Raw genomic sequence first — 23,221 nt, 5'->3', positions numbered from 1 at the left:
AGCGATGTCCAGCTCCCGAAGTTGACCGTAAAAATGGAACGGGTCACACCATCAGGAGCATTGCCGAAGTAGATAACCGAAGAGAAGTGTTTCGAAACTTGGGGGAGAAACGCCTGCCCAGTCGTTATACTCAGGGTTGAGTCGCATCTCATAATTTCTCTCCGACAAATTACTTTCTTTGACGTCGGCGATAAAACGCAAAAGCGAGAGCACCGGCGCCAAAGAAAACGGCGTAAGCAGAAGGCTCTGGAATCGCCGACGCGGCGGCGAAGTTGAGATTTAGATTATTGCCGACGTGCGAGAGATTCCACGATCCGCCGTTAGTCGCGTTGAAGAAACCGGCGGAGTTGATCGTGAACGCGTTGGCGTCGAAACCGATGATGCCGCCGGACGCACTGGCGATGGTGTAGGACGAATTTATGTCGCTGTTGAAATTCACGACATTGCCGGCGGTGTTGTCGGCGAGAAGCGACGCGAGGGTGATTGTGAATTTGTTTCCGCTCGTCGCGGCAATCGTGAGCGTGCCGGAAACGGAAAGCAGGTCGTAACGCGTGCCGGCGCCCGTTCCGGGCGAGGCGGCGTCGTTGATTTCCCACACATAGTTCGCGCCACCCTGCCAGGTCGTGTCACCGGCGTGGAGCGCGCCGGGGGAGTTGCCGGGAGCGAGGGTGCCGCCGCTGTTCAAAGTGAAGGCGCCAATGGTGCCGCTGCCACCGAGCGTGCCGCCGGCATTGATGGTCGTCGCGCTGGAGCCGAAGTTGCTTTCTACACGCAGCGTGCCGGCGTTGATTTCGAGCGCGCCCGTGAAGTTAGAGTTGTTGCCGCTGAGCACCGTGGTGCCGGGGCCATTTTGGGTGAGGCGGGCAGTGCCAGTGAGCGGGGTGTCAAACGCATAGGTGGCGTTGGTATGGTTGAAATTAATTCTCCCGCCGCTGACGGAATCGATGCTGCCGATCGCGAGCGTGCCGGCGGCCTTCGCCGCGCTGTCGGGCGCGCCGCCGAGGGTGAGCGTTCCGCGAGTGTAGAGCGTCAGGATGTTGGCTTGAAATTTACCCTCACCTTCGACCGAGACGGTGCCGAAGTTATATTGCCCGATGGAGGCGGCATCAGCGACCACCGTCCCGCCACTTTCGATGACGAGGCTTCCCCGGCCATTGCTGGCGATATTGAGGGTGTTTACATTCAGCAGTGCCTGGTTGCCGACGATGGTGGTCGCGGTGTTGAAGGAGGAGCCGATCGACATCGTGCCGGTAGCGACCGTGCCGCCGTCGCGGATGGCGAGTGAGGCGTTCCCGGAAACATTGAACCAAGTGGCGTTGTTCCAAACCGAGCCGGCCCCAGAAACGGTGAGGGCCACCGGCAACAGAGGGTTGGGACCCCAAGCGGCTGTTCCGTTGGTGATGAGTTGACCACCCGAGTTAATCTCGAGGGTGCCGGTTCCCGTGCCCCAACCGATATAGACCGCATCCAGCGTGGCGGTGGCGGCCGGGCCACTGATTACCAGGCTGCTGTTGCCGACTTTGCCAATTTCGGTCGCTCCCGCAGTCAGGCTGCCGTTTGTCACGTGCAAGGCCGCCGCTTCCGAGGAGTTGCCGATGGCGAGTGCGGCGTCGGGGTGCGCAATGGAACCGCCGCCCGCGATTTCAAGGGTGCCGCCATCGATGCTCGTGCCGCCGGTGTAGGTGTTGGCGCCGGTGAGCGTGAGTGTGCCCGTGCGCGCGATACTGAGCTGGCCGGTGCCGGTATATTTACCGCCAAACGTTTCGTTGCCGCTGCCATTCAGCGTCAGCCCGCCGGAATTGATCTGCACGGTGCCTGCGCCACCCACGCCGCCGACGTTGGGATCAAAACCGTTCGTGTCGAAGGTCGCGCCCTCGGCGACGTGCAGCGTGGTGTGTTCGTTAAAAGCGGAAGCGGAGGTCAGGCGGAGAATGCCGCCGTTCACGAACGTATCGCCCGTGTAAGTGCCCGCGCCGCCGAGCAGCAAGGTGCCCGCGCCGATTTTGGTGAGCGAACCTTCACCGGCGATCGCGCCGTTCCAATCGAGCGTGAGACCGGAACCGACCTCGAACGTGCCGCCACCGGCGGCGAGGATCGTCGTGTGCGTGGTGGAGAAACTGGCCGCCGCTTGCAGCGCGCCGCCGTCGAAGGTAACCGTGCTCGTTTCGTCCCACGTGTAGTTCAGGTTTTCCGCCGAGCCGACGCGCAGCGAGCCGGAAGCGAGGATGAGGCGGTTGAAAAGATTTTCTCCGGTGAGGGCGAGGGTGCCCGGGCCTTGCACGTTTAACGTCTGGCCATCGATCCTGCCGGACAAGGTCAGCGTGGCACCGGCGGCGGCGGAAATGGTATTGCTCGCATTCGAGGCGAGCAGAAATGGACGCGCGATGGACGTGTTGCCCGTGGCGATCAGGTGTCCGCCGTTGAGCGTGATTTGGCCGGAGGTGCCGGCGAAATTATTGACAGTATTGGAGAGCTCGAGCGTGCTGGAGAAGGTGACCGCTCCCGTGTAAGCTGCATCGCCCCGCACATAACCGGTAAACTTCAGGCCGGAAGACTGCACCGTGCCGTGGAGGACGGAGGCATCGGCTGCATTGTTCGGCGTGGCGAGAGTGCCGGTGCCGCGCAGCGTGCTGCCGGCGTCGAGTTCAAGGCCGTGGGCCGCAGTAAGAGTGGCGTTGGAAGCGAGCGTCGTGAGCGAGCCGATCTTGGCGCGTCCTGCAGAAGCGAGCGTCAGGGAGGACCCGGCACCCAGATCGAGTTGACCGGAATAGATAAATCCGTCGCTGCGCGAGGCATCACCGATCGTTGTGCCTTGGAAGGTGGCGCCGGCGAAGTTCGCGCCGGAGAGTTGTGACGTGAGCACGCTGGTCTCCCGCAGGCTGGCGCCGGAAAAGTTGGCGTTCGTAAGATTTGCGCCGGTGAAACTGGCTTGGTCGAGCGCCGCGTAGCTCAAATTCGCACCGGAGAGGTTGGCGCCGGAAAAGTTGTTTCGATACAGATTTCCCGACTGGAACGACATACCGGTGAGAGTCGCGTCGGAGAAATTCAAATTGCTGAGGTTGGCGCTGGAGAAGTTGTAATTCGTCAGCGTGATGCCGGAGAGGTTCGGATTGGCGGTCGCGAGTTGCGCCGGCGTGATCCACGCGCCGGTGAGATTGGCGCCGGTGAGGATCGTGGAATAAAGCTGAGCCCCGGTGAAGTTGACGCGCGCAAGGTTGGTGTTGGTGAAGTCGGCATTCCATAGCGTGCCCGACTCGAATTTCACGTCGGTCAGGGTGGCCCCTTGGAAGTTGAAATTATTGAAGTTGGCATTCGAAAGGGTCTTGTTCGCCAGGTTGGTGGCGGAAAGATTTTTGTTCGCGCCGGCCAGTTGCGCCCCGGTCAGCCACGTGCCCCGGAGGTCGGCACCCGCGAAGTAGGCGTAATAAACCTGGGCGTTGGTGAAATTCGCGCCGCTGACATTGGCGTTGGTGAAGTTGGCGTCCCACAACCGCGAGCCGGTGAAATCCGCATTGTTCAGCGTCGCGCCGGCGAAATTGACGGAGTCGGCGTTGCCATTGGTGAAGGAAAGGTTGGTCAGCGTGAGCCCGGAGAGGTTGGTCTGATAAAGATTTTTGTAGGCGACGCTCAACTGCCCGCCGGTGATGTTGGTCTCGCGGAGATCGGCCTGGTAGAAACCGGCACCCGTGGTGGTCGCGTTCGTGAAATCGGCGCCGCGAAAGTCGGTGACGCTAAAGGTGCCGGAGTTGAGCTTGGCTAAGGTGAAGTTGGCGTTGCGGGCATTGCCGGAGAGCGTTGTGCCCGTAAGGTCGGCGGAGGTGAAATCCGCGCCGGTCATCACGGTGTTGCTCAGGTTCGCCCCTTTCAGGGTGGCGGAAGTGAAATTAGCCGAGGTGAAATTTGCTCCGGACGTTCGGACCCAGGTAAGGGTGCTGCGGGATAAATTCGCCCCGGTGAGATTGGCGTTGGTCAGGTATGTGCCGTCGAGGCTGGCATTCTGGAAATTCGAACCGCTGAAATCGGCGCTGGTCGCGATCGTGTTGTAGAAGCTGGCGGAGGAGAAGTTGCTGTGGGTGAACTGGGCCTGGGTGAAGTCGGCCGCGCGGAAATCCCCGTGGGAGAAGTCAGCGCCGGAACTTTTTGCGGAGGTGAAGTTGGTGCCGCTAAAAGTGACGCGGGAAAGAGCGATCGCGCCGAAATCGTCGCTAGTGAAATTGACACCCGAGAGGATGAGGTTGGAACGGACGCTGCCAGTCGAGGCGAGCTGGGCTGCGGTGATCGTGCTGTTGGTGAGGTTGGCGTTGTCGAGGCTGGCGCCGGTGAAGTCCGCTCCGGTGACATTGGCGCCGGTCAGGTTGGCACTGCTGAAGCGCGTGCCGGTGAGATTCGCGTTGCTGAGATTGGCATTGGTGAAGTTCGCGCCTACCGCAACGTAACTGGCGAGGCTGGTGCCGCTGAAGTTGGCGCCAACGAGGTTTTTGACGTTCTGAAACTCGGTCGCGTTGAAGATCGTGTTGCGCAGGTCGGCGCCGGCGAAAGTCGTGTTGGCGAACCGCGCTCGCCAAAAGTTGACGCCGAAGAGGTTCGCGTTGGTGAAGTTGTCGTCGACGAGCGCGGCAAATTCGAAATTCGACCCGCTGAGATTGGCGCCGGTGAAATTCGAATTGCTGATGGATTGGTTGTGGTAATCCCCATTGGCGAGATTCTGCCCGCTGTAATTCGTGTGGGAGCTGAGCGTCTGCGCGCAGAGCGTCGCTCGGCTGGCGGAAACGGCCAGCAGGCCGAGGCTGATTAAGAGATGCGCGAGCGGGCGCGAGCGGAGGGAGCGAGAAGGCGACATGTGGCGGCATGGGCCAACTCAACAGGAAGTGCGGGTATACCAGACGCCGCGCTCCGCGCTGCGTCGGCCCGAAGGGGTTCAATCTACCAATTCTTGGCGACCGTCCCTATAGGCCATTCGGCCCCATTTTGGGTAGACGAGGAACTTTTCGGACCGGCCGGCTAACGTCCCAGCCACCTCACACTCGCTTCCGTGCGTGAGCGGACCTGTAGTTTTTCGTAGATGCGCGCCAGATGATTTTTCACGGTGGCGGGACTGATGCCGAGTTGCGCGGCGATCTCCTTGTAAGCGAGGCCACGGGCGAGTTGATCCAAAATTTCTTTCTCACGGACGGTCAGCGCGGCCTCCACCGCCGAAGGTGTCAGGGGGCGGGCAAACGATGTCAGCACGCGTCGCGCGATCGGACGCGACATCGGCGCGCCGCCGGCGACGGCTTCATCGAGTGCGGCGAGAATTTCGTCCGGCGCGGAGGTTTTCAAAAGATAGCCGATCGCACCGGCCTGGAGCGCGGTGAAAAGATTATCGGGATCGTCGAAAATCGTGAGCATCACGCAGCGCGTGGCCGGCAGCAGTGTGCGCAGACGTTGCACCACGGCGGGGCCGGGCAGTCCTGGGAGATTGATGTCCGAAAGCACGAGCGAGGGCGCGACTTTCGGCAACGCGGCCAGAGCGGCTTCCGCGGACTCGTAGGAACCGACCAGCGTGAAACGTCCACTGCTTATGATCAGACGCTCGAGGCCGGCGCGGTAGTCGGCATCGTCTTCGATGAGGGCGAGGGGAGTCACGGTGTCTAAAGACCGCGAAAAACTCCCGACGTCACTCAAAAGTTTCCTGAAAGATCATGCTGTCGATGGAGTGATCGGGATGCGCAACACCACGGTCGTGCCACGACCCGGTTCGCTCGCTATCTCCGCAGAACCGCCGAGCGCTTCCGCGCGGATTGCGAGGTTGCGCAAGCCGTGGCCCGAGCCGCGACGCTCGCCCGGCGCGAATCCGCGGCCGTCGTCCGCGATCGCCAGCGTGAACTCCTGTCCGATGACGCGTGCCGTGATCTTCACCGTCCTGGCCTCAGAATATTTCACGCAGTTGTGTAAGGTTTCCTTCACCGCGAGAAACAAGCTATGGCGCGCGTCGGAGCGCAGCGGCCACGCCGGCAGATCGACGGGGATATCCGTCTCGCAACGCATGCCGGCGGCGCCGATCGTTTCCATCGCGTAATCGCCCACGCGTTCGGCGAGACTGGCGACCGAGTCGTGTTGCGGGCTGACCGCCCAGACGATTTCGCGGGCATGTTGCACGAGGTCGTGGGCAGTGTGCCGCATGCGATCGAGCGACGCGGCGAGTTTGGCGGGATCGTCTTTCGAGCGCTCGGCCTCGCCGGCGAAAAGAATCACCCGGCCGAGCCCCGAGCCAATGTCGTCGTGCAAATCGCGCGCCAGGCGGAGGCGTACCTGCTCCACGGCCGCTTGCGCTTTAAGCAACTCGAGCCGGCGGTTGAGTGCGCGCACGGCGAGGGCCCGTGTCAGGATGACGACGGTCGCGATCGCGAGGAGAGTCCACAACACGATTGCCCAAGTCGATTTCCACCACGGCGGGAAGAGAGAAAACGAGAGCGTGGCGACGTCACTTAAACTTCCGTCGGCGTCTTTCGCGCGAACTTCGAAACGGTAGTCGCCACGCGGCAGGCGCGCGTAGTTTCGGGTGTGTTCGGTGGACCACGTCGACCAGTCATCGTCGGCACCGACGAGCCGAGTCTGGTATTCCACCGCGGCACCGGTTTGAAAGCGGGGCGCGGAAAAAATGAATTTCGGGGTCGTTTTGTCCGCGGGGAGACGCGCGCCCTCGTCCACTGCTTCCGCGCGCAACAACACGCGCAGCGGCGTGGGTGCGCGAAAGGCCCGGTCGAGTTCCACACGCAGCAATCCGTTGACCGAGCAAATCCACAACACCGGTCCCGCCGGGGTTGTTTCCTCCTGAAACTGCCAGATTTTTCCGGCGGTTTCGGCGATGGCGCGGGGCAGAAACTGCGGCGCGGTTTCTCCCGCGCGCAATCGATAGATGACTTGCTGGGCTGATTGCGGATTATTGGTCGTGAACCACAGGCTTTCGCCGCTGGGGTGCGAGGACCAGCAGTTGGGAATTATATTGGTGGGCAGTGCCGCGGCTTCCTGCAGGGGCGCGAACTTCTGGCGGACGGGATCGAAGTGGTAGGGATGCGCACTGCGGTCGAAGAGAAAGATCGGTTTTCCATGCCAACTGTAAACAGCGCAGTGGTCGAATTCCGGCAAGCCGTGCCCCTCCGCGTAGCGCTGCACTCGCGTCACCCCGGCTTGCGGATTCGCGAGATCGCGAAAATGCAGCCGAAAGAGTCCGCGTTCGAAACTCGAAATCCACATCGTGCCATCGTCCATCTCGAGCAATCCGGCCACGTGTTCCGTGAAGCCCGGCACCAGTCCCTCATCGCGCCAGCTGACGCCTTCGCGATAAATCGAATGCAAGCCTTGCATGGTGTTAACCCATAGTCGTTGGGGATCGCGCTTCGACGGGCCGAAGCTGCCGAAGGCACTGGGAAGCGGAAAAAGGATTTCGCTGCCGCGCGGCGTAATGCGCCCTAATTTGGTTTGGTGACGAAACAATAATCCCGAGGCGTCCGGCCGCAGACCATAAACCGCCTCGCTGAGGACTGATTTAAAAACGGCTGGCTCCGCAGAATTCCTGCCCGGCGACAACTGGTGCAGTCCGGAAAGTGTCGACGCATACAAACTGTTTTCCTGGCGCGCGATACTCGTGACGAATCCGTTCAGCCCGTTTACGGGATCGAACAACGTCACGCCGGAGGGCCAGTCGAGGCGGGCGATGCCGTATTCGAGGCCGACCCATAATCCGCCTTCTGTATCCGTCGCGAGACTGCGCAGGTTGCGATTGGGTAGGCCGCTGGATTCGTCGAGCCAACCTTGCACCTCGCCTTGCTCCGAAAGGAAGATTCCACCCCCTCCGCTGCCCGGGCTGAACGTGACCACGCACGAACCGTCCGCGAACCGTTGCGCAAAGAGCACGCGCTTTCCAGCGAAGAGTTTGTCCGCCGACGTTGGCATCGCGGTGACTTCGCCGTTCGCGCTGACCTGAAGGAATCCGCGATTGTGCGTCAGCACCCGCAGCGCGCCTTCGGTCAGCGACTCGATCAAAACCAAGTCAGTGCCGATGAGGAGCGGATCGGTGGTTACGGGGACGAGCGCATCCTGTTCGATGCGAGCCAGCGAAGCGTCGTTGCCCTTTACGTAAACAATTCCCGCGGCAGAAAAGAGTTCGGTCTCCGGCGGGAGCGATCCGCCGATGCTAACGAGTGCGCCGTCGCGCCACGCGCGCAAGGTGATGCCATCGGTGAAATAAACTCCCTCGCGTCCCGCCGCGATCACATAGCTCCGAGCGCCGTCGCGTTCTTTTTCGGGCAAGGCGTCGCGCAGCGAGCGATAAGTTTTTTGTCCGACCGGCCCTTCGAAGTAACCGAGCACGCTGCCGCCAGCGGCGTAGGTGACGCCATCCGCGCCGAGGACCAGTTGACTGATTCCCGTGGAAGCGGGGGGCAGGGCGATTGATTGCCACTGCACCCCGTCGAACGCGATGGCCGCAGTGTTGTTGGCGATAATCATCACGCCATCGCTTCCTTGCACCACGGCCTGGCAAAGCGGGTCGGCTTGGTATTCGCGCGGCGTGAACACCTGCATGAGCGGCCGGCCGGTTTCCGAGACGAGCGCGGGCCACGACAGCGGCGAGGCGCCCTGCAGCAGGATGGCAACTATTAACAACCGTAGGGTCGATCGCATGACTCAGGTGGTGAAGTTTCATTTCCCCATGCCTGTGAAAGTAAAAGAAAACTCGCGTTTAAGCGACGCCGGCGGCTCGGCTCGAGAAAATGGGTAAGGGGCATGACGGCAGTGTTCGCGCTCGCCCGCGCGCGGCAAGTCGCGAGTCACCTAGCGACGCGCATGGGAGGCGCCCCATTTCCCCTCACGCCCGTATCTCAAATGAGATTCCAGCCGCTGGGAGGTGGTGCAATTCGGTGAGTAGTTAAGTCCAGTTACGGTGAATTCTCTCGGCTCCTACACTAGCGAAAACGCGGATCGTTACGTTTCGGAGAATGTGTCGGATAACGGTTAGTCTCAATGCAGGCACACAAAATTTTAACGAAAACAATTTGACCATGAGTGTTCAAATGAACACGTATGGTCAACACTCCGAATCATCGCCGTCGTCATCCGCGTAATCGCTGAAAAGTATTGTCGTTCGTGACGCCAGCGCAGGCGTCCCACGATTTCTACTAAACGAATTATAACGTTTCGAACCGATGCAACCGAACACGCGAATTACAGGTCGAGGCCCAAACATAAATCCGCCGAACCGATTTGATCCACTCATAGTGGCTCCCGATGAGAGCTACGGTGAATTCGATGAATTTACTGGTGCCCCGATAGAGCGAGACAGTCCCAAAACCAAATATTACTTCGACGCTTCTGAAAGTATTATCACAAAAAACGAAAGCCCCGACCTCGGCAGACATTGGGGATTGAACGGTTACAGAGGGTGTTCTCATGGATGCTCGTATTGCTTCGCCCGTCCTTATCACGAATATCTCGGTTGGAGCAGCGGCATAGATTTTGAAACGAAGATTCTCGTGAAACTTCGGGCGCCAGAACTGCTACGCTCAGAACTCGAATCCCTCCAATGGATTCCCGAGCCAATCATGATGAGCGGAGCAACGGACTGTTACCAGCCAGCGGAACGCCACTTTCGCATCACCCGCCAGTGTCTCGAAGTAATGGCTGAATTTCGTCAGCCGGTAAGCATTATAACCAAGAACTTTTTGGTAACCCGGGATATCGACCTACTTCAAGACCTCGCTAAGTATAATTGTGTTTCTGTTCACATCTCCGTCACCTCTCTCGATGCCAATTTAGCTGGCAAGTTGGAACCTAGAGCTGCACGACCTGAACATCGATTGCGCGCCATTAGAATGCTGAGTGACGCGGGCATTCCAGTCGTGGCCATGGTAGCGCCCGTGATTCCCGGACTCACTGATCACGAGATTCCCGCCATTCTCGACGCCGTTGCTCAAGCTGGGGCGAAAGGATGCAGCTGGGTCATGCTGCGCTTACCGCACGCCGTGAAAGATGTTTTCCTAAGCTGGCTCGAAGATCACGTCCCGGGAAAAAAGGAAAAAATCATCTCGCGAATTCAAGACGTTCGTGACGGAAAACTCTACGATTCAAACTGGGGCACGCGGATGCGAGGCACAGGGATTTTCGCCGAGCAGATTGCGAAAATCTTTGAAGTAAGTGCCCGGCGGGCAGGGTTGACTCGGGAGCGTCCGCAACTCTCCTGCACAAACTTTCGAAGGCGAAGTCGTGGACAACTGGAGTTGTTTTGAGATCGGCAGCTGCGGAGTATCCGCTGTCATCGCGAACACTATTTACAACGCTACCGGCGCCCGCGGGCGCGGTCACCGACGAAAAGCTAATCGAACATTCGCCGACCGCAGGGCTACATTTAGAGACCGTTCCTCCAAGTATCTTGCTTGTGCAAATAATTGGCGGCGTCTGTAGAAAACTCATTGGGAAATGCCAGTCGTGAGGATTCAAATCTCCCGAGGCTCTCGACACCCGTATAACATTCGAAATATACTACACATCCTCGAACCGCTGAGCTCTTTGGCGGTCATTGGTTGTTCTTGAATAAGTCTATCTTGCCGGTTTTGCGGAAACTCCACCGGCGTCGGGCTGCGGGCGCGAAGGGTCATGGCCAGGTTTCCGGAAAGGTAAAAAGTTTTGCCAGCAGTTTTCCCATCGTGGGGATTGGGGCGTCGGCGGGCGGGTTGGAGGCGTTGACGGATTTTTTCAGCAAGGTTCCCGATAACAGCGGGCTGGCGTTTGTGGTAATCCAACACCTTGATCCGACTCAAAAAGGGATGATGCCCGAGCTACTTCAGCGCGTGACGAAGCTTAAGGTGCTGCAAGTGGCGGACCGGATGCGGGTACGTCCGAACTGCCTGTATGTCATCCCGTCCAATCGCGACATGTCGGTTCTGCATGGCGTCTTGCATTTGATGAAGCCGGTGGAAGCGCGCGGGATGCGGCTGCCGATTAATTCATTTTTCCAGTCGCTCGCGGAGGATCAGCGCGAACGTGCGGTCGGAGTGGTGTTGTCGGGGATGGGGAGCGATGGCACGGCGGGATTGCTGGAGATAAAAGAGAAATTCGGGCTTACGCTGGTTCAGGAGCCGGGCACGGCGAAGTTTGACGCGATGCCGCGCAGTGCGATTGCCGCCGGGCTGGCGGATGTCATCGCGCCGGCGGCGGAGTTGCCCCAGAAGCTGTTTGCCTACGTTAAAAACCGGCCTCGCGTGGCGGCGGTGGCACCGATGGCGGAAGAGGCTGTAAGCGGGGAGCTTGAAAAAATCATCATCCTGCTACGCACGCATACCGGCCATGATTTCACTCTGTATCGACGCAGCACGCTTGATCGCCGCGTCGAGCACCGAATGGGCATCCATCAGATCGTACAGGTGGGCCATTACATACGATACCTTCAGGAAAATCCCCAGGAGGTCGGCATCCTGTTCAAAGAACTGTTGATTGGCGTTACCGGTTTTTTCCGCGACCCGGCGGCGTGGGAACGGCTGGCGAAGGTCGCGTTGCCCGCGTTGATGTCCAGTCGTCCGGCCGGCACACAATTGCGTGCGTGGGTTACGGGGTGTTCTACGGGAGAGGAGGCGTTTTCTCTGGCGATGGTGTTCATGGAGACTCTTAAAAAAAGCAAATCACGGGGCCCGCTGTCGTTGCAGATTTACGCGACCGATCTTGACAAAGACGCGATCGAAAAGGCGCGCGCCGGCTTTTTCTCGGAAGCGATTGCGTCGACAGTTTCGCCTGCCCGGTTGGCGCGGTTCTTCATCAAAGAGCCGCACGGTTACCGGATAAAAAAAGAGATCCGCGCGATGGTCGTCTTTGCGCCGCAAAACCTGATCATGGATCCTCCTTTCACCAAGCTGGATATGCTCTGCTGCCGGAACCTGCTGATTTACCTGACTCCGGCGTTGCAACGAAAAATCCTGCCGCTCTTCCATTACGCGCTCAACCCGCGCGGAATTCTTTTTCTCGGCAGTTGGGAGAGCCTCGGCACTTCTTCGAGACTGTTCACGCCGCTCGCCCAAAAGGAACGGATTTTTCGCCGGAATGACGTCGCGCGCCGCGAATCGGTTCATGATTTCCCTGCGGTGTTTAATGCCCTCACGCTGGCGGCCCCCGCAAATACGCCCGCGCTAAACCATCCGGCCAATCTTCAGTCGCACGCAGACCAGTTTCTGCAAACCCGCTTCTCGCCACCGGCGGTGCTCGTTAACGACCAAGGCGATGTCCTCTATATCAGCGGACGCATCGGCCTTTACCTGGAGCCTGCGGCGGGCAAGGCGAATTGGAACGTTATTGCCATGGCGCGAGACGGCCTGCGCCACGAGCTCGCGCGCGCGCTTCCGCTCGTGCAGAAGAAAAAAGGCCCACTCGTGTTGCCGGGCATTAAAACCGATGCCGGTGACACGGCGCGCTGCGCAGACGTGACGGTGCAACTGCTGCAAGAGCCCAAGGAGTTGGCAGGCTTGATCCTCATCGTTTTCACAAGGGTTCCTCTGCCCATTGAAACGAAAGCGCTGGAGAAAACTCCAACCGGTCGCGGCCGTTCACAGTCGCGCGATTATGCACGGGAACTCGCGCGCGCGCGCAAGGAGGTGCAGTTGTGTCGCGAGGAGATGCAGACATCGCAGGAGGAACAGCGCTCGCTGAACGAAGAACTGCAATCCACGAACGAGGAATTGCAGTCCACCAACGAGGAACTCACAACTTCGAAGGAAGAGATGCAGTCTTTGAACGAGGAGCTGCACACGGTGAACGCGGAGCTCCACGCGAAGCTCGATGAGTTATCGAGCGCGCAGAACGACATGAAGAATCTCCTGGACAGCACCGACATCGCCACGCTGTTTCTGGACAACGTCCTGTGCGTGCGTCGATTTACGCTGCAAGCCAAGGCGCTCATAAAACTAATCGCGAGCGACGTGGGCCGGCCGATTACCGACCTCGCCTCGGATTTGATTTACACGGCGCTGGTCGACGATGCGCACGGGGTCTTGCGGACCTTAGTGGTGGTGGAGCGGACGGTTGCCACGCATGACGGGCGCTGGTTCGGCGTGCGCATCATGCCGTACCGCACGACCGACAACCGCATCGATGGCGTGGTGATTACGTTTGCCGATGTTACCGAGGCAAAAAAGACCGAGGTCAGGTTGCGTGAGCAACGCGACAGCCTGTTCAGTCGCATCGAGACGCATGAAAAGGCCTTAGATCAAGCAGCGCATGGGTTGGCTCAACACGTCCGTGGTCAACCGCTTCGCGTTCTTTAGCCGCAATGTTTAACTTCGCGGTGAGCTGGCGTTGAGTGTCGACTGCCAAAGCGATAAATGCGGCGTCATACTCTGGGCCGGATTTGGTGTTCAAGTCTCGCAACAGGCGCGGTTCGACTTGCGTGATCGCGTCGCCAGGCGTCAGCAACGCGCAGGCTTGGTTGTGCAATTGTTCGGCGGCTTTAAAAAGTCCCGCGGCATAGCTGCGGATTTCCGGAGTCGAGGCCCGATTGAGCGCATCTTGGGCGACCGCACCGTAGCATACAGTATGCAAGTATGCAAATATGCGGGATTATGGATTTGTCAGATTTGCGTAGGGTCAAGAGAGAGCAACTCGATATTGTATGACTCCGGAAGCCGGGACGTTTTCGAGGAGGGTCGTAGATCGGCATTAGCGTCTGTTCGCTCAAGATAAGCGCTGATTAGCTCTCCCATCCGCGCCCGACCTTTAGCAACGGCCTCGATCCCGCGGAGACGGTCAATCTCCGGCACTTTGTCCGACAGACGCAGTTTCGCTACGGAAAAGACGTCCGTATTGAGGGGGAACCATTTTTGCTTGCCGCGCAAAGTGAAGCGACCGTAGTAATTCCCGCTCGTCCGGCGCCTGACAAGGTTTTGGACGGCCGTTGATTCCCAGTCCGACCTTTCAGGGGTGTTTTTTGATTGCATGGCTACACTGTAGACAAGCACTGTAGACATGCAAATTATCCACCTTCGTAAGTCACGGGTATTAGCACTTTTGCCAGAGTAGCTCAGTGGTAGAGCAGAGGACTCATAAGCCTTTGGTCGGCAGTTCAATCCTGCCCTCTGGCACCAATTTTTAAGCGACGGTTAATGTGTCGCATTTTGACTGGTTGTCGTATTGTTCGAAGGCTTCGCAGGCGGTTCAACTGATCGCCCGTTGACCACACACTCGCTTTGCCGCAGATCGCGGCGTAATTATTCTCAATCCCCGGCGCGCTGCGTCGGCGCTGCCATGAAAAAATACCACGCAACGATTCTCATCGTGGATGATGACGAAAACGACCTGTTCTTTATCGAAAAAGCGTTCCGGGACGTCGGGGTCACTGAGCCCATCTACCTCGCGCGCGGTGGCGAGGAGGGGATCGCTTACATGAAGGGTGAAGGGAAATTCGCTGATCGCACGAAGTATGTTTACCCGACATTTGTGATGACCGATCTCAACATGCCGCGCGTGAATGGATTTGCCGTGCTGGACTACCTTAAGCGTCACCCCGACTATGGCATCATTCCAACGGTTATTTGGTCGTCGTCGGCCGATCCGGATGACGTAAAGAAGAGCTATCATCTCGGCGCGAGTTCGTATCATGTGAAGCCGACCTCGTTGCCGGAGTTGCGCTCGCAGTTGAAGGTTTTGCACGATTACTGGATGACCTGCCACACGCCGCTCGTGGATCTGAACGGCAAGCAACTTGCCACGGCAGGCGAGGGCAAGCTGGGCGAGGATTTCCCGACCCGTTAAACGCGCGATCGGCTTGCGGGCGTTGCGTGGCGACTTCGCGTTTCTATTCTGTTGCCGCGTGTCGCGGGCTTTGCCGACATAGCGGGCATGGCGATTAAATCTTACGACTTGGTGATCCTCGCAGCGGGCATGGGCAGCCGTTTTGGCGGCTTGAAACAGGTTCAGCCGGTCGGGCCGGCCGGTGAACTCATCATCGAGTATTCCATCTACGATGCCTTGCGCGCAGGATTTAACCGACTCGTGCTCGTGATCCGCAAAGACATCGAAGCGGATTTCCGCGCGAGCATCGGCAAGCGTCTCGAATCGCGCATCGACGTGAGCTACGTTTATCAGGAACTGGATTCGAATCTTCCAACCGGGCGCGAAGCCGGCGCTCGCACGAAACCTTGGGGCACCGGCCACGCGGTGCTCGTTGCGCAGCAAGCGGTGCGCGGGCCGTTTGCGGTGATCAATGCCGATGATTTCTACGGTGCTTCGGGCTATGCGGAACTGGCCCGACACTTCGATCGCACGGGCGCGACCGTGAAACCGAGCTACGCGATGGTCGGCTATCCGCTGAAGCAAACACTGTCGGAATTCGGCACCGTCAGCCGCGGATTGTGCGCGACCGATGCGCAGGAACGGCTGAAAAATATCACCGAGATCACGAAGATTGAAAAACTCGCGGCGGGCGGCGCCCAATACACCGATGCGAGCGGCGTGATGAAGCAGCTGACTGGCGAGGAAATTGTTTCAATGAATTTCTGGGGATTTACGCCGGCAGTATTTCCGCAGCTGGAAAAACTCTTCGCGGATTTCTTCGCCAAGAACGGCAACGAACCGAAGGCGGAGTTTTACCTGCCGACCTCGATCAGCACACTCAACGAGCGGGGCGAGGCTGAAGTCGCACTTCTCAAGAGCAATGACGCGTGGTTCGGGATCACTTACCGCGAAGATTTGGCCGCGTCGCAATCCGCGGTGCAGGCGCTCGTCGCGGCGAAGCAATATCCTTCCCCGCTTTGGGGTGTGTGAAATTCGGGGTAGAGGCTTTTGTGACCCGATTTAAAACTGAAGGCTGGTTAATCGGGGGCATGAAGCCCTCCTACCGCCTCAACCAATCTCCGCCAAGATTGCCCGGAGCTCGCGCTCCGGATCTTCGTGGGTCTGCGCGACAGCCAACGCGAGCGCTTCTTCGAGCCAGGGCTTGGCTTCGATTTTTCGACCGAGACCAACCAGGGCTTTTCCGAGAAGAATGCGCGGCATCATCCACTCGGATTTTTTGCGCGAGCAGCGTTCGAGGTGCTCAACCGCATCGGCGGGGCGATTTTCGTTGAGCAGCGCCTGCGCGAGGCTGAAGCGGAAAAGTTCGTTTTCCGGCTGCTTGGCGACGAGGTCGGCGAATTGCTGTGAACGAGACATCAAAATCCTCAACCGACTCCGCTTAATCGACGTAAATCAACACCGCGGTCGCGTTGTCGAGGCCGCCGCGCTCGTTGGCCATGTTGATTAATTTCTTGGAGGCGTCGGTGGGGTTGTTGGTCTCGGCAATTGTCTGCTTGATCTCCGTCGGCGACAGGAAACGGCTCACCCCGTCACTCGCGAGCAGGATGCGATCAAAGGGTTGCAGCGGATAAGAAACACATTGCCCCGTCAGCGGTGGCGGCTGGCCGATGCAGCGGGTGAGTGCGGCGCGATTCTCCAGCAAGACGGCAAGCGATTCGCCACGCGCGGTGCGCTCTTTGATTTCGTTTTCGATCGTGTGATCGGTCGTGAGTTGTTCGAGCGAGCCGTTGCGCAGGCGCAGCCCGGTGGAATCGCCGACGTGGCCGATGTGCAGGCGGCCCATGACGAGGTGGGCAAACGTGAGCGTGGAACCGATGCCAAAGCGCGGGCTGATCCGGTGGCCGAGCTCAAAGACGGTGCGATTCACCTCGCTCAAGACGTGCGCGTAGTCGATGCGTTGGCCCGGGGGCTGTTCGCGGAATAATTTCTCCAGCGTAAACACGGTCTGCTGGCTGGCCTGCGCGCCGGCGGGGAGACCGCCAATGCCGTCGGCTACGGCGTAGAGGTGCAACGTGTCGTTACACAGAAAACTGTCTTCGTTTTCCGAGCGCACGCAGCCGATATCAGAGTGTCCATGGGAACGCAGCTTCATCAAATTTTGACCAAGTGAAGCAACTGCGGGCCGGAGTTCAAGGGAAAGGCCGAAAAAGGTTGGCGCGATTTTCCCTGTTTAGGCGCTCGTAGTTTTGCGTCGGGAGAGACCCGAGGAATTCCCGTCCGTAGGGCTTGGCGAGAGTTCGCGAATCGAGAATCGTGATGAGCCCGCGGTCAGTTTTGCTGCGAATGAGCCGGCCGATGCCTTGGCGGAACTTGATCAGTGCGTCGGGCAGCGTGAGGTCGTTGAAAGGATTACCGCCGGCCTCGCGGATGTGTTCGCATTTGGCCTCGGTGATCGGATGCGTCGGTGGATCAAAGGGCAGTCGCGTAACGATTACTTGGGACAATGCCTGACCTTGCACGTCGACGCCGGTCCAGAAGCTGTCGGTGCCGAAGAGCACGGCGTTGCCGAGTGTGCGCATCTGGGTGGCCAATTCTGTGCGAGACAGATCGGCGCCTTGCATCAGGAACGGCCGGCCGGCGGCGCGAAATACTGGTTCAAGTTTTTGCGCGATGGCACGCATGTCGGTGTAGCTGGTGAACAAGACCAGCGTGCCGCCGGTGACGCGCGCGGTGCAAAAATCGATGTAGTCGGTGAGAATATCCAGCGCGAGTCGCGCCTCGTTGGGCGAAGGCAAGGGCACGTCCGCAGCGACATAGACGCGCATGTTGCGCTCGTAATCGAAAGGCGATTTCACCGCGACGGCGCGGGCGTTGTCAGCGCCCATGCGTTGCGCGAGCGGTTCGATGCTACCGCCCATCGCGAGCGTGGCGCTGGTGCAAACGACACTCGTGCCGCAGCCGAAGAGGTGTTTGCGGAGTTGCGGTGCGACGTCGATGGGCGCGCTGCGTAACGAGACGATCGTCTGCTTCCGTCCGCCGCGTTCCGTCCAGTAAACATGGCCTTTGTCACCTAGCGTGAGCCATTCGGTGAGGCCGGCTTGGACGGACTTGATCCGATTTTTCTGATCGAGGAGCTCGTCACGCTCGCGGCCTTCTTCGAGTTTATCGGCGAGTTTTGCGAGCAAGCGGTGGATCGCACCGAGCGGGCCATCAAGCATCGGCTCGGCCGCGCCATCTTCGCGGATGCGCAAGATGGGACGCTGAGCGAGCAGTTTGGTCGCGATGAAATCGAAAAATTGCTGCGATGCTTCCAAGGCATCGAGCACGAGTTGCTGGCCGTCGGTGCTTCCGTGTTTGCGAAAAAGGCCGCGCTTGGTGCGCGGGTTAAACAAATGCTTGAGCGCGCGATCCACTCCGTAGCTGCTCAGCGACAAGCCGAAATTATTGGTCGCGACTTCGGGCACGGTGTGAGCCTCGTCGAGCACGACGAAATCGTCAGGAAACAACACGCCGCGCACATCCGTGGTCGCGCCTTGCGCTTGCGCGCCGCCGGCGTTGATCAACGCGAAGAGCAGCGCGTGATTCACGATTACGACTTGCGCGGTGCGGAGGCGGGCGCGGGCGCGTTGGTAAAAACATTTTTCGCAATCGCAGTGCTTGCGCGAGCACGCGGAGGAGTCGGCGTTAACCGCATCCCAGACTTCGGGGCGGGGCGGCGGTTTCAATTCGTGGCGCAGGCCCGTGTCGGTCGTATCCGCCCACGTGGCGATGCGCTGCAGTTCCTCGTAATCGGCGTCGGCGAACAGTGTCGCTCGATCCGCGAGCGTGTGCGCGAGCCGCGTGGTGCAGAGGTAGTTCGATTTACCCACGAGCACGGTCGATTTGAATTTCGCGTAGGGCGCCAGCGTGGGATCGGCGTTAAATACTTTGCGGCAGATTGGCAGGTCTTTCGTTTCGATCTGTTCCTGGAGTGAAATCGTGTGCGTCGAGACGATCATCTGCCGGCTTTGGTCGACGGCGTGGATGATGCCAGGGATCAAGTAGGCGAGCGATTTACCGACGCCGGTGCCGGCTTCGAACAGCAGCGGTTCGTCGTCGCGCATCGCCCGCGCCACGGCGATGGCCATGGTTTCCTGTTCCAAGCGATGCTCGAGACGTAGGGTTTCACAGATTGGGCCGGTTTCGGAAAAGACGTGACGCGCAAGCTCGCGCACGCGGGTCGGCTTGAGGCCGTGATCCGCGGGTGAGCTGAGTTCGTCGTTTAAGCCAATCACGCGCTGAATGAGTAGCCGTGTCAGCTTCGCAGCAAACTTCTTCTCTTACTAATTCTTACGACAAAACTCAGTCCTCGATCCACACCAGGTCGCCGACGCGGACTTGGTCGTAGAGATTGATCAACTCAATGCTGTTCACGAGCACGCAGCCACTGCTGGCGGGCGTGCCGAGTTTGTCCTCGTGGTTGGTGCCGTGGATGTAGACGTAGCGGTCGTGGGTATCGACGTTGCCACCGAGATTGACGCCGGCCTCGTTGCCGCGGAGCCAAAGGATGCGGGTCGTGATGAGGTATTTGGCGAGATCGTCGTCTTCCAATTCGTTAAAATGCAGGCCGGTGTTCACGCGGCCCTTGAACACGGTGCCCGGAGGCGCCCCGGCGCCGATTTTTTCCGCGATATGGTGGAGGCCGCGCGGGGTGCCGAGGGAGTCCTTGATATTCGAGGGCGGACGACGCGAAGTGGAGACGATGTGGCTCTTTTGCAGCACACAATCATCGAAAAACATCAGCCGCTGCTGCGCGATACTGACACCTATGACACGACGAGAGGGCTTGATTCCCAGCGCATCGCACTTTTGTTTAACCCGTTCTAACATTTCATTCACGTGAGTAATAATTCCTATCGAGTCGGTATCGTCGGGGCCACCGGAGCAGTCGGTCAAGAGCTGATTGCTTTATTGCAGGCCCATGCATTTCCCCTCGCGGAGCTGCGGCCGCTGGCCTCGGCGCGTTCCGCGGGCAAGAGCATCGATTTCGCCGGGAAGAAAATCACCGTGCAGGAAGCCACGCCCGAAGCCTTTACGGGCCTCGACGTCGCATTTTTTGCGGCAGGTGGCTCCGTCACGAAAGCGCTCGCGCCGGAAGCGGTGAAGCGCGGCTGTCTAGTCATCGACAAGAGCTCGGCGTTTCGCATGGACGCGAAGGTGCCGCTCGTGGTGCCGGAGATTAATGCCGACGCGATTCGCGCCCACCAAGGCATCATCGCGAGCCCCAACTGCTCAACGTCCGTGGCGCTCATGGCGCTCTATCCGCTGCACAAGGCCTTCGGTTTGAAGCGCGTGATTTTCGCCACCTATCAATCCGTATCCGGCACCGGTGCCGACGCTGTCGTGGAACTTGAGCAACAAACGCAGGCCTACGTCGCCAAGCAGCCGCTGACGCACGAGGTGTATCCGCATCAGATTTTCCAAAATCTCATCCCGCACATCGATTCGTTTGGCCCGGACGGTTATACCGGTGAAGAAACCAAGATGCGTCTCGAGAGCCGCAAGATTCTCGGATTGCCCGATCTCAAGGTCACCGCGACGTGCATCCGCGTGCCTGTGGTGCGGGCGCACTCGATCTCGATTAATGCCGAGTTTGAGCGCCCGGTTTCCGTAGCAGCTGCCCGCAAAGCCATCGCGGCCTTCGAAGGCGCCGAGTTGGTCGACGAGCCGGAAAAGAAACTTTATCCGACGCCGCTAGCTTACAGTCGCAAAGAGAAATGCGGCGTGGGCCGCATTCGCCTCGATACTGCGCTCGACAACGGCCTCGCGCTATGGGTGAGCGGCGACAACCTTTGGAAAGGCGCGGCGCTCAACGCAATTCAGACCGCCGAAAAGATGATCGCGCTCGGGATTCCGCTGCGCGCCTAAGTCTTCGCTTTTTTGGAGGCGGGGCCATCAGCCCCGCGAGACCTGCTGTTCGCTGGCCGTAACACACGGGGCCTGATGGCCCCGCCTCTAATGACACGGCTTTGGCTTTGCACACTTCGCCCTTGCGCCGGTCGGGCGATAGCTTTTCGTTGGTCGGCTCTACTGGACGCTTAGCTCAGTTGGTTAGAGCACCTCGCTTACACCGAGGGTGTCGGGGGTTCGAGTCCCTCAGCGTCCACCAGCCTTCGCTCGCGAGGCGAGCTACGGCTCGGCGAGCCGCGAAGGCTGCCGCGTCGAAGTGTGAGCGAAGACGGGCCTAAAGCATTCCATGACTGATTTCTCCTACGTCTACATTTTAGAGCCTTTGGACGATGAAGCTTACTATGTCGGTCTCACGGACGACCTGAAAAAGCGTCTCGCCAAGCATAACGCCGGCGATGTGTCGCACACCGCGAAAAAATGTCCGTGGCAAATCAAGAGCGCGGTCGCCTTTCGCGACCGAAAGCGTGCCGCAGATTTCGAGAGATATCTCAAGACTGCTTCCGGGCGCGCATTTGCGAAAAAACGCCTGTGAAATTCGTTTTCCATCCGTCCCAATAGCCTGCTTAGTAAATACTCCCCATGAAACTCATCCTCGCCACTCGCAAAAGTCCGCTCGCGCTCACGCAGACGGAGATGGTCGCGGCGCGTTTTCGAGAAAAGCTAATGGGCGCGGAGTGCGAACTGCTCAAAATCGTCACGACCGGAGATCGTAAACTCGAATGGTCGCTCGCAGAAAAGGGCGGCAAGGGACTTTTCACGGCGGAACTCGAAGAGGCGTTGCTGCGTGGGGAGGCGGATGTCGCGGTGCACAGTTGCAAAGATCTGCCCGGCCAGAATCCCGCCGGCCTCGCTGTCGCCGGATATCTGCCGCGCGAAGATACGCGCGATGTGTTGGTCTTACGGCAAAACGTCTCTGAACCGGCGACGATTGCTTCCGCGAGTCCGCGTCGTCGGCTGCAATTGGCGCGGCTTTTTCCTGCGGCGCAGTTTTCTGAGATCCGCGGCAACGTGGACACGCGTTTGCGCAAAATCGCCGAGGGGCAGGCTGATGCGACGGTGCTCGCGGCGGCTGGGCTGAATCGTCTGGGGATCAAAGAGTGGCCGGGGCTCACGTTTCGTCCGCTGTCGTTTGAAGAAAGCGTGCCGGCGGTCGGGCAGGGGGCGATCGCGGTGCAATGTCGCGACGCCGATGCAGTGAAGTTCGCGCCCTTGCTCGATGCGAATGTGGCGAAAGCGGTCAACTTCGAACGCATTTTCCAGAACCTACTCGGCGGCGGCTGCCAGATTGCCTTTGGGGCGCACGTCACGAACGACAGGCTTTATTTTTTTCACGAAAACACTGGCATTCACGCGTTGCGACTTACGGAAAAAGATTTCGACGAGCCCCAACGCAGCGCGATGCGCATTCTCCAAGAGTTAGGGTTTAAGGTCTAAGCTCGGTCCGCCTGAAGCGGGGCCTCTTCTGCATGCGCGTCTAGCTGGAATATCGTCACGGGGTGACGGGGCCTAGCACGATGAACTCGCCAAGTGTGACGTTCTCGGTGCGCTTGCGATCTTTGGGATATTCGAAAGCGACGTTGTCCTGCGGGATGCCGAAGTAGAGGCTCGCGACATTGCCGATGCGATCCAGCGCTTGGTGGAAGTTGACGCCGGCGGAGTTGATGCTCGTGCGCATCGTCCACACGCGCTTTAATTTTTTGGTGCTGAGCAGCGTTGGCGCGTCGTAAGCCACCACGATCACGAAGTAGCATTCCTCTTGGGTCATTTCGAAAAGCGTCTTTCGACGCTCATATTCAAACAGGCTTTTATCCTCCCCGCGGAGCGCCGCCGTCAGCCCGAGCAGCGAGGCACTGTCTTCACCGTTCGACGACGAGGCGCTGCTCGCGATCGTCTCGTATTCGGATTTGGTCTGGTTTGCCAGCGAGGCCAAATTATCCCGCGCTTCGCCCGCTTTCGCGAAATCGCCCGCGGCAATCGCTTCGTCCAATGTGCGCTGCGCTTCCTGCGTGTCGATATTCATGCCGGCAATGTTTTCAGCGCTCATGGACATCGCGACGGAATCGCGGTTTCTGCCTGCGGTGACACCCCAATGCACGACGAGAAGCAGATCGGCTTTCGCCAATGAAGCGGCGGGATAAAATTCCTGCGAACGGAGATCCTGGGCCAGGCGCTCGGCAATCGTCCGGAAGGAGGTTTTTTCCAAACTGCGGTCATGCCGATTCCCCGCGAAATGGCGACCGGTCATGAACACGTAGGTTTGTGGCTGAAGCTTTCCGTCGACCCGGCGATTTTTTAGGTAATCGCTTGAGACGGTGCTGCGTGCGAGCACCGGCTTCTCCGCTTTCACAACCGGAGCGAGGGCAAACAAAATTAGAAGCGGCGAATGCCGGAGCAGCATCGTGGGGTAATGCATCGCGTATTTCCATCGGGCATACGCGATGGGCAGAAACGGGCAAACTCGAATGATGACATAGAGGTGACGACGACTCGCCATGCTGAGTCGAGTTGGCAAAAAGGGCTT

At 59.2% G+C, this 23,221-nt stretch carries 15 protein-coding genes and 2 tRNA genes; 9 read left to right on the top strand and 8 right to left on the bottom strand.

Translation table 11 applies throughout. The features are described from left to right. Positions 1-169 precede the first annotated feature (169 nt). From ACRRQW_RS18425 to ACRRQW_RS18415, 3 genes are all read right to left on the bottom strand, one after another. A complete protein-coding gene (locus ACRRQW_RS18425; protein ID WP_438483088.1) occupies positions 170-4,840 on the bottom strand; it encodes a beta strand repeat-containing protein in 4,671 nt (1,556 codons plus the stop codon). A gap of 161 nt (positions 4,841-5,001) precedes the next feature. Continuing rightward, entirely contained in the window at positions 5,002-5,625 is a 624-nt protein-coding gene (locus ACRRQW_RS18420; protein ID WP_438483087.1) for a response regulator, read from the bottom strand. Between the two features lie 54 nt (positions 5,626-5,679). Beyond that, positions 5,680-8,664, bottom strand: coding sequence for an ATP-binding protein (locus ACRRQW_RS18415; RefSeq protein WP_438483086.1), 2,985 nt, complete (start codon positions 8,662-8,664; stop codon positions 5,680-5,682). A 521-nt stretch (positions 8,665-9,185) separates the two neighbouring features. Between ACRRQW_RS18415 and ACRRQW_RS18410 the strand changes: the two genes are divergently transcribed. From ACRRQW_RS18410 to ACRRQW_RS18390, 5 genes are all read left to right on the top strand, one after another. Continuing rightward, on the top strand, positions 9,186-10,265 hold the full coding sequence (locus ACRRQW_RS18410; RefSeq protein WP_438483085.1) for a PA0069 family radical SAM protein: 1,080 nt from the start codon (positions 9,186-9,188) through the stop codon (positions 10,263-10,265). Positions 10,266-10,589: 324 nt separating this feature from the next. After that, positions 10,590-13,286, top strand: a complete 2,697-nt coding sequence (locus ACRRQW_RS18405) for a chemotaxis protein CheB (protein WP_438483084.1) — start codon at positions 10,590-10,592, stop codon at positions 13,284-13,286. Positions 13,287-14,027: 741 nt separating this feature from the next. After that, positions 14,028-14,102, top strand: a tRNA-Met gene (locus ACRRQW_RS18400). Between the two features lie 160 nt (positions 14,103-14,262). Continuing rightward, entirely contained in the window at positions 14,263-14,769 is a 507-nt protein-coding gene (locus ACRRQW_RS18395) for a response regulator (protein ID WP_438483083.1), read from the top strand. An 87-nt stretch (positions 14,770-14,856) separates the two neighbouring features. Then, entirely contained in the window at positions 14,857-15,780 is a 924-nt protein-coding gene (locus ACRRQW_RS18390) for a nucleotidyltransferase family protein (protein ID WP_438483082.1), read from the top strand. A gap of 78 nt (positions 15,781-15,858) precedes the next feature. On the opposite strand, the gene ACRRQW_RS18385 is transcribed toward ACRRQW_RS18390, so the two are convergent. The 4 genes from ACRRQW_RS18385 to ACRRQW_RS18370 form a co-directional block, all read right to left on the bottom strand. Beyond that, the gene (locus ACRRQW_RS18385) at positions 15,859-16,167 is read right to left on the bottom strand and encodes a molecular chaperone DnaJ (RefSeq protein WP_438483081.1); all 309 of its coding nucleotides are present in this window, start codon (positions 16,165-16,167) and stop codon (positions 15,859-15,861) included. A 22-nt stretch (positions 16,168-16,189) separates the two neighbouring features. Next, positions 16,190-16,903 carry a PP2C family protein-serine/threonine phosphatase gene (locus ACRRQW_RS18380; protein ID WP_438483080.1) on the bottom strand — a complete coding sequence of 238 codons (714 nt, stop codon included), beginning with the start codon at positions 16,901-16,903 and terminating at the stop codon, positions 16,190-16,192. 37 nt (positions 16,904-16,940) lie between these two features. Next, entirely contained in the window at positions 16,941-19,025 is a 2,085-nt protein-coding gene (locus tag ACRRQW_RS18375) for an ATP-dependent DNA helicase (RefSeq protein ID WP_438483079.1), read from the bottom strand. Positions 19,026-19,092: 67 nt separating this feature from the next. Further along, the gene (locus ACRRQW_RS18370; protein ID WP_438483301.1) at positions 19,093-19,620 is read right to left on the bottom strand and encodes a L,D-transpeptidase family protein; all 528 of its coding nucleotides are present in this window, start codon (positions 19,618-19,620) and stop codon (positions 19,093-19,095) included. Positions 19,621-19,629: 9 nt separating this feature from the next. Between ACRRQW_RS18370 and ACRRQW_RS18365 the strand changes: the two genes are divergently transcribed. The 4 genes from ACRRQW_RS18365 (at position 19,630) to hemC (ending at position 22,134) form a co-directional block, all read left to right on the top strand. Beyond that, positions 19,630-20,658: an aspartate-semialdehyde dehydrogenase gene (locus ACRRQW_RS18365; protein ID WP_438483078.1), complete on the top strand. Its 1,029-nt coding sequence runs from the start codon at positions 19,630-19,632 to the stop codon at positions 20,656-20,658. Between the two features lie 164 nt (positions 20,659-20,822). After that, a tRNA-Val gene (locus ACRRQW_RS18360) sits at positions 20,823-20,899 on the top strand. 87 nt (positions 20,900-20,986) lie between these two features. Beyond that, entirely contained in the window at positions 20,987-21,232 is a 246-nt protein-coding gene (locus ACRRQW_RS18355; protein WP_438483077.1) for a GIY-YIG nuclease family protein, read from the top strand. A 47-nt stretch (positions 21,233-21,279) separates the two neighbouring features. After that, complete coding sequence (gene hemC, locus ACRRQW_RS18350) at positions 21,280-22,134, top strand: hydroxymethylbilane synthase (RefSeq protein ID WP_438483076.1); 855 nt, start codon at positions 21,280-21,282, stop codon at positions 22,132-22,134. 55 nt (positions 22,135-22,189) lie between these two features. Here the strand turns inward: hemC and ACRRQW_RS18345 are convergent, their stop codons facing one another. After that, positions 22,190-23,194, bottom strand: a complete 1,005-nt coding sequence (locus tag ACRRQW_RS18345) for a hypothetical protein (RefSeq protein ID WP_438483075.1) — start codon at positions 23,192-23,194, stop codon at positions 22,190-22,192. Positions 23,195-23,221: the final 27 nt, after the last annotated feature.

Origin of the sequence: Oleiharenicola lentus (assembly GCF_051660365.1) — a bacterium.
Lineage (GTDB): Bacteria > Verrucomicrobiota > Verrucomicrobiia > Opitutales > Opitutaceae > Lacunisphaera > Lacunisphaera lenta_A.
Note: the sequence above shows the minus strand (reverse complement) of the source record. Positions and strands in the feature narration are given on the sequence as shown.